The organism is Porphyromonas sp. CAG:1061 (assembly GCF_000435035.1).
GTDB lineage: Bacteria > Bacteroidota > Bacteroidia > Bacteroidales > Porphyromonadaceae > Porphyromonas_A > Porphyromonas_A somerae.
In genome coordinates this window covers 1-7,479 of the sequence record NZ_HF988943.1, presented here as the reverse complement: position 1 = coordinate 7,479, position 7,479 = coordinate 1, and the positions used below count along the sequence as shown (strand labels likewise).

6 protein-coding genes are annotated in these 7,479 nt (G+C 50.6%); 2 read left to right on the top strand and 4 right to left on the bottom strand.

The genetic code is table 11. From position 1 onward, the window contains the following. Both QVO39_RS07940 and QVO39_RS07935 read left to right on the top strand, forming a co-directional pair. The coding region (locus QVO39_RS07940) for an Ig-like domain-containing protein (RefSeq protein ID WP_288171937.1) at window positions 1-416 on the top strand (416 nt) is incomplete at its 5' end. 37 nt (window positions 417-453) lie between these two features. Further along, window positions 454-1,488 carry an Ig-like domain-containing protein gene (locus QVO39_RS07935; protein ID WP_021903718.1) on the top strand — a complete coding sequence of 345 codons (1,035 nt, stop codon included), beginning with the start codon at window positions 454-456 and terminating at the stop codon, window positions 1,486-1,488. A gap of 252 nt (window positions 1,489-1,740) precedes the next feature. On the opposite strand, the gene QVO39_RS07930 is transcribed toward QVO39_RS07935, so the two are convergent. The 4 genes from QVO39_RS07930 to QVO39_RS07915 form a co-directional block, all read right to left on the bottom strand. Then, window positions 1,741-2,916, bottom strand: a complete 1,176-nt coding sequence (locus QVO39_RS07930; RefSeq protein ID WP_021903717.1) for a beta-helix domain-containing protein — start codon at window positions 2,914-2,916, stop codon at window positions 1,741-1,743. Between the two features lie 46 nt (window positions 2,917-2,962). Then, window positions 2,963-5,743 (bottom strand): TonB-dependent receptor, encoded by a 2,781-nt coding sequence (locus QVO39_RS07925; protein WP_021903716.1) that lies wholly within the window; start codon window positions 5,741-5,743, stop codon window positions 2,963-2,965. Window positions 5,744-6,188: 445 nt separating this feature from the next. Further along, the gene (rnc, locus tag QVO39_RS07920; protein WP_018027643.1) at window positions 6,189-6,962 is read right to left on the bottom strand and encodes a ribonuclease III; all 774 of its coding nucleotides are present in this window, start codon (window positions 6,960-6,962) and stop codon (window positions 6,189-6,191) included. A gap of 37 nt (window positions 6,963-6,999) precedes the next feature. After that, window positions 7,000-7,479 (bottom strand): beta-ketoacyl-[acyl-carrier-protein] synthase family protein (locus QVO39_RS07915; RefSeq protein WP_502685073.1); only part of this gene is annotated, 480 nt, incomplete at its 5' end.

Here is a 7,479-nt window from a genome sequence, read left to right as displayed (position 1 = left end):
ACACCAGCGTACGGCAGAGTGACAATGACCCCAAGTCCTCCTACTACGGCTACGCCCTCCACCGCCGCCACGATGGCGAGGGTTTTGTGGATAATGATAATTCCACTATCGACTTCGAGAAGCAACCTGCATCACTTCTGACCGAGAAGCCCGAACCACTCCTATTCCCCAACATCACCCTAAAGACCAAGAGCATCACCCTCTCCCTAGGGCAGGAGCCCTATCAGCTCAAGTGGGAGGTACGGCCACGACGATCCAAAAACCGCAAGGCACAATGGAGCTCGCTCGATGAAACAATCGCCACGGTTGATGACAAGGGGCGAGTAACCCCAGTGGCTGTGGGAGAGACCGAAATCATCGCCACCCTCCCCAATGGTGCCAACGACCATTGCACCGTGACTGTAAAAGAGAACTAACAAACATTATATCAACAAAACAAAAAGATTAAGACGTATGAAACTAAAAAGCTTATTACTCCCATTAGGGATACTGCTCACCATGCTAGCATTCGGAGCCTGCAAAGAAAAGCCCGATGACACCCCTACCGTAAAGACAACCATCAAGCTGAGCAAAGCCACCGCTGAGCTGAAGGAGGGGACCACCCTACTGCTCTCTGCTATCCTCACCCCACAGGAGGCCAAGGAGGAGGTTACCTGGGAGAGCTCCGACAGCCAAGTAGCCACCGTGACAAAGGGGCTAGTAAAGGCGATCAAGGCTGGAGAGGCGACCATCACCGCCAAGCTAGCTAATGGCAACTCTGCCACTTGCAAGGTAAAGGTAACTCCTAAGGAGGCACCAACGCCCACCCCCGATCCTAAGAAGCCAGGCAGTGGGGACCAACCAGGTAAGGGCGATGGTAAAAACATCATCTACAAGCTTCAATTTGAGCAAGCATCCTATACTGTAGAGAAGGGCAAGTCTATCCATGTAAAAGCCGTTGTTACCGCTATCGGCAATAACGAGCTACCCAAGGAAATACAGGCCAAGGTTACCTACTCCGGTGGAAAAGTAATGGTAGAGGGCCAGGGAGAAGAAGTACGTGCGCTTGTTTCCATCAACGGTAAGGTAGATGGCATGAACCTAGGTAAGTGCAAGGTCAAGGCCGAGCTCGAAGGGGCTGAAGCAGTGGAGTGCGAAGTGGAGGTGATCGAAACAAAATTCGAGGTCCCAGCCGGAGCAAAGATTGCATTTGAGTACGATGATGAGCTGATTACAGAGCTCAATTTCAGCGAATGGGACTCAGCAAAGTGGGTTACCATTGTCTTCGTTGATGCCAATAACCAAAAGCTCGACATCGAAGGACTAGAACAAGACGACTTTGAGCTCGAGATCCCAAAGGTGAAGGATGCTAATGGCAATGAGCAAAACCTCATCAATGTCGGCTTCGACGGATGGAAACCAAGTGGCATCAAGGGAACAGGCACCGTGAAGGTAACCTTCAAGAAGAATACCGATTACACTGGCCAAATCACCGTAACCGTGAAGTAACCCTTCCCCAAATACTTTAACTACAGAGGAGCTGTACAGGAGAGATACCTGCACAGCTCCCTTTTTCTTTACTTCCAAGGTATTACCCTCTGCGGAGAAGGTGGGGAGGGTAGGATAAAAAAGGTACGCCCACTGCCTCTCAGCGGTGAGCGTACACCCGTTCCTAGAAAACTAATGGAATTGTAAAAGCTCTATTTTTAGTTGTTATTATGGTTGTTACCTCCATAGGTTATGGGGTGAGGTGGGGAGGGATTAGAACTTGAGCTTTGTCCACGCCAGCTTGCTGGTATCAGCTCCTGTGAGGCCTTCCTTCTTCTGGATATTCCCGTCATTGAGCTTTCCCTTCACCTCTGCATCAGCAGGGGCTGTGGTAAGTAGGGAGGTGTACTCCACCTTGGTGCGGGGGTCGGCAGCACCCTTTTTATCCGTGAAGTCTAGGACATTTTTTACCTGTCCTTGTCCCTTAATCAGGGCATTTTGGATAGTAGCGATGGCACCACGGCGTATCTTGATCACATCGTCGCACATAAGGGTAGCATCTGTAGAGGGCTTGGCATTGAACACAAAGGTAACATCCATCACGGTGAAGTTGGACTGTGGGGTGCCCTCAGGGGAATTGCCATCGTGATTACCATCAGCCTCTATACCACGTGGATCCTTCTCAGTACTGGAGTGGTTTTCGCTCCATAGTCCGTAGGCATTTTGGAGGGTACCGCTGTAACCCTCGGTGAAGTCGAACATATCGTCATCGGAATTAACCGAGACGAAGTTGGTAACGTTGACCGTACCGCCGAAGAACTCAATAGCATCATCAGCACTCTCGCGTACAAGCACGTTATCGATCTTGGTGCCATTACCTACGGCATTGAGGGTAAGCCCATTGTGCTCGGTATTGGCATCGTTTTTAGCTCCGGTATAGTCGAGGATAAGGTAGGTGATGACTCCAGAATTGTCATCGGCCTTATCGCCACCGTAAGGCTTAGAAGGGTCGATCTCGGTCTTATTGGTGCCACCATTGGTGATGGGGGCGTAGCCATTGATGATGAGACCACCCCAGTAGCCTGAGTCGGCCTTATCGCTATTGGCGGTCATCACAACTGGCTTCTCAGCGGTACCATTGATATAGATCTTACCGCCTTGCTCCACGAGAATATACTGGTCAAAGCCCTTCTCCGCCTTGATCACTGTACCGGCAGGAATGGTGAGGCTAGCCCCAGCCTTTACTCTTACGGTACCAGAAAGGATATAGCTTTGAGCATCGAGTACCATTGCGTTGGTAATATCCCCTTTAAGTGGCTTCACTTGCACCTCGGGAGTGGGGTCGGGCTTTGGAGTTGGGGTTGGCGTTGGCTCGTCGCCATCGCATGCAACTAGTGCTACTGACAGCATGATGGCTGCCAAGAGAGAGGTCTTCAAATTGATCTTCATAATTACTTTTTTCTTTTTACTTGATAGTTATGTAATCTTGATTCACTTAAAAGTTGTAGGATAGTCCCACACTAAAGCTAACGCCCTTTCGATACTTGCTCACCACTTGGGCTTCGGAGCCATCATTGGGTTGTTGCTTTCGGGTGTAGGGGCTATTGAGTAGGTTATTGGCTTTGAGCTTCAGGGAGAGTTGGTGGCTCAGTTTGGCCGAGCCGACGAGGTTAAGGTTGGCTCTCCCTTGCTCCATAATATCGTATTGCAGTCCACCACGAGTGATACCTCTAGAGCCATAAGTGTGGATGCGGTCGCTAAAGTAGCTGAGCACCATGGCGAGGGTGTAGTGGCGCCACCCCTTGGTGTAGGCGTAGGTGAGGTCGGAATTGAGGAGCCAAGGGGAGGAGCCTTCGAGGGTGGCATTGCGGCTGGTCTCCTCTACATTCTCGAGTGGGATATGGGACCAGATGTAAGAGCCACTGATACCTAAGTCAAGAGAGTGCTTGGAAGCAGAGAGAAGGGCAGTCTTTTGCCAAAGGTTCTTTTTGAACTCGAGCTCGATACCGGCGAGGTCTACCTTTGGCGCCGGATTGGCATACTCTTGAGCACCTGAGCTAATGTAGCGGTCGACGCGTGCCATGGGGTTCTTGAGGTGCTTATAAAAACCGGTGACGGTGAGTATCTCGGTGGGGGAGAGGTAGTAGTCCCACTTGAGGTCGATATTCCAGAGGTCGGAGGGCTTGATATCGGGGTTACCGATGCTTACGTAGCCGATATTGACGTACTGGTAGAGGGAAATCTCCTTTACCTGAGGGAGGGTGTAGCTCTTGGAGAGACTGAGTCGGAGTGCCTGCTTATCGGTGAGGTCGTACTTAAGGTTGAGGGAGGGGAGGAGGTAGAATTTATGGATTTGGCTATCTTGCTTCTCCTTATCTGCTTGGCCGAATTTCACGGTGAGGTCTACCCAATCGGCACGGAGACTAGCTTGTAGCATTAGCTTCTCTAGTAGCGGAAAGGTTCCCTCGAGATAAGCTCCGTGTATCTGCTTCTCTGAATGATACCAAAACTCCTCGCCCTGCACTAAGGTAAAACCGCTAGGATTGGCCTCGGTGCGGAGGTTCTGACTATTGTAGAAGTCTCTATCCCAATCAAACTGGTCGATATTGCTCTCCATAACCGACTTGCCTGAGACGGGGTCGTGATTATACTCTCGAGAGGTGAAGTGGTGGTCGACGTACCGGCCGATGTAGCCTAACCGCAGGTAGCTCTCCTTATTAAAGCTCCACTCAAGTGCCGCCTTGGCATTGTAGTCATTTTCAGTGAGGGAGGAGTAGAATCGGCGGTTGGTGTTGCTCGCCATGGTGACCCACTTAGTATCGTCGCCTTGGCCCTCGCCAGAGAGATAGAAGAGGCGACGGTCGGGCTCTTTGGCACGCATCAGATTGAGCGAGGTGCCGAGATTGAGGTGCAGCTTATCGGTGAGGCTCCAATCGGTATCTAGCTGGTTGACGATGAGGAGGTTGTCATTGGCCTGCTGGCGGTACATACGTACGAGGCCATCATTTTCATTGGCAACGTAATCATTACCTTTTAGCTGAGCTACGTACTGGTTATTGGAGTGGATGGTGAGGAGGTTGTACTCTAGCTGATGCTTTTTACGCAGGTCGAGAGTGGCATTGAGGAGTGCCATCTGTCGAGTGGTGATCTCGGAGTTGGGTCCCTTTAGGTCCACTGAAAAGCCTCCAATAGGAGCTAGGGTGCGATTGAGTTGCTCGGTATGTGAGTGGTCAATGCTGTGATTGGCGACTAGGAGGAGTGAGAGGGCATTTTCATTAAAGTTGAAGAGCTTGCCGGCGGAGAGTCCAAATCCGTGGTCGATAGGGCGGTTGTAGGGCTTGGGCTGTAGCTCATTTTGAAACTGATAAGGGGTACCGGCAGGGAGCTTGGTGAAGGCACTATAGGTGCCATCGGCGGGCTCTTGTGTACGGGAAATGCCGAAGTAATTAGTGCCATCTTGGCGGTAGAAGGTATTTCCCATCACGGAGGTATTGACCCCGCCGGAGAGGCTGATATCTAGTAGTTTTTCTCCGAATAACTCTTTGGAGGAAATGTCGATGACGGCACCTCCAACATCACCTCCGTGGGTGGCACTAAAGGCTTTCTGCACCGATATATTTTGTATCATATCGGTTTCAAACATATCGAGTGCAATATTCTTGTACTCTGGGTCGTCGGAGGGGATGGGGAAGCCATTGAGGTAGGTGGCATTGTAGCGGTCGCCCAATCCACGCACAAATACATTCTTCACCCCTTCTTGCTTGCTGACTCCTGAGATCTGAGCGACGGCGGCTTCGGCATTGCTGATACCTTTACGCGAAAGCTCCATAGCACCGAGGGCTTTCACGGCGAGGAGCGATTGCTTTTGCTCAAGGAGAAGGAGGTTTTCGGACTCCCGATTGGCCTTGGCGGTGACGATAAACTCTTGCAGCTGCTCTGTGCTGGCGTCAAGAGCAACCTCAATAGTAGTGATTTCATTGGGTCGGATTACGAGCTCCTCTACTTTGAGGGTATTATAGGAAATATAACTGATCACGAGGGTGACTGCGCCCGCATCAACCCCTTCGATCTGAAAGTGACCGTCGAGGTCGGTGACGCCACCTTTCGTTTGCCCCTGAACCACTACTTTGGCTCCGATAAGGGGCTCTTTATTGCTACGGTCGACTACGGTACCTTTAATGGCACCACCCTTATCCCCGTCGGGCTCTGCTGCATTGACAAAAATGGGGGTGAGCAGTAGGAGAGCTATGAAAATTCTAATTAGTTTCTTCGGCATACAGTGCTTGTGAGTTGGATAAAAACTTCTACTTCTTTTTTCACAGTGCAAAGGTGGCACTTGTATGTTACACTGACGTTAACTGCATCAGAAGTTTAGGTGACAAATAAAAGACCTTCAGGAAGCTCATGGGAGCGTTCCCGAAGGTCTCTTGAAGCCGGTTTATAAGTCACTGATATACAAACTCCTATAAAAGCAAAAGTTTAGTTGCAACTAAGCATTTGCTTTGTTGCATCTCGGCGATTGCTTAGTTGCAACTCGCCGATCGCTTAGTTGCAACTAAGTTTTTGCCTTGCTCAAAGAGGTGATTTTACGATGGGAGATGGATTGGAAAACAGGGGGCTTACCATGTGGATTCTTCGTAGCAACTATTAATACGGAGCTCCTCAGAGGTCCTTACCTATTTCTTTCTCCCGCCAGCGGTTCGGGGCCATCTGAATGGTGGCTACTTCCGACTCTTTTCGATCCGTCGGAGAGCCTCTTTGGCCGCGTTTTGGTGTGCTTTCTTTTTGGTACTTCCTACGCCGATGGTCTCCATTGGGTGGTCGGGGAAGTCGATTTGTAGCTGACAGCGGTGGATAAAGCCCTGAGCTTTATCGTACTTGGTATCGAGGTGGAGAAATTGGTAGGGCACCTTTTCTCGCTGCATCATGATGATCAGCTCCGTCTTGTAGTCCTCCTCTTTTTTCGCCACCACCTTCACATTTTTCTTAGAGACAATGAGGTGACTGCGGACAAATTGTGCTGCGAAAGGGTACCCTTTATCGAGGTAGATCGCCCCCACGAGTGCCTCAAGGGTATTGCCGAGGAGGTCGGACCCCTTGATCTGTAGCCCGCTATCAGCATAGATAAGGGGCTCTAGGCCTAGCTTCTCAGCAGTGGCATTCATATTGGTTCGGCTCACCAAAAAGGAGCGGATATTGGTGAGCACCCCCTCCGACTCTTCTGGATAGAGTGCGAAGAGGGTATCCCCTACCGCAAGGTTGACCACACTATCGCCAAGAAACTCTAGTCGCTCATTGCTCCCGAGATTGCCCACATTTTCATAAGATCTGTGGGTAAGGGCCTGCTCGTAGAGCTGGGGGTTGCCCAGTTCGGCTCCTACCAATTGTTCGAGAATCAATTGTCGCTCCGATTTGTGAGCCACTGGTTGCTTCCCCAGCTTATTGAGGTGTAGGAATCGCAGGATTTCTGCTACAAGGCTACGGTACTTCTTCATATTTATCAGGTGAGAACCCACGCTCTAGGGGGAGGGATTACTCCTCGTATTTCTTGAAGATCACCGAAGCATTGTGCCCGCCAAAACCAAAGGTATTAGAGAGGGCTACTCTGATAGGTCGCTCTTGCTTATGATTGAAGGTAAAATTGAGGTTATAATCAATTTCGGGGTCTTGATCCTCCTCTGCATGGTTGATGGTAGGAGGAATGACACCTTCGTAAATCGCCATCACGCAGGCAAGTGCCTCAATAGCTCCTGCAGCCCCTAGTAGGTGGCCGGTCATCGACTTGGTACTGCTGATATTGAGCTTGTAGGCGTGCTCCTTAAATACCTCTTTGATGGCCTTTGCCTCGCTGATATCTCCCACTGGAGTGGAGGTGCCGTGGACGTTGATATAGTCTACATCTTCGGGTTTTAGTCCGGCATCATCAAGGGCATTTTGCATCACCAGCTTGGCCCCTAGCCCCTCTGGGTGTGAGGCGGTGAGGTGGTAAGCATCGGCAGAGAGTCCTCCACC

Excerpts from the sequence above, each read along its gene's own strand:
- QVO39_RS07930 (WP_021903717.1), bottom strand. The coding sequence starts at position 2,916 with ATGAAGATCAATTTGAAGACCTCTCTCTTGGCAGCCATCATGCTGTCA.
- QVO39_RS07925 (WP_021903716.1), bottom strand. The coding sequence starts at position 5,743 with ATGCCGAAGAAACTAATTAGAATTTTCATAGCTCTCCTACTGCTCACC.
- rnc (WP_018027643.1), bottom strand. The coding sequence starts at position 6,962 with ATGAAGAAGTACCGTAGCCTTGTAGCAGAAATCCTGCGATTCCTACAC.
- QVO39_RS07935 (WP_021903718.1), top strand. The coding sequence starts at position 454 with ATGAAACTAAAAAGCTTATTACTCCCATTAGGGATACTGCTCACCATG.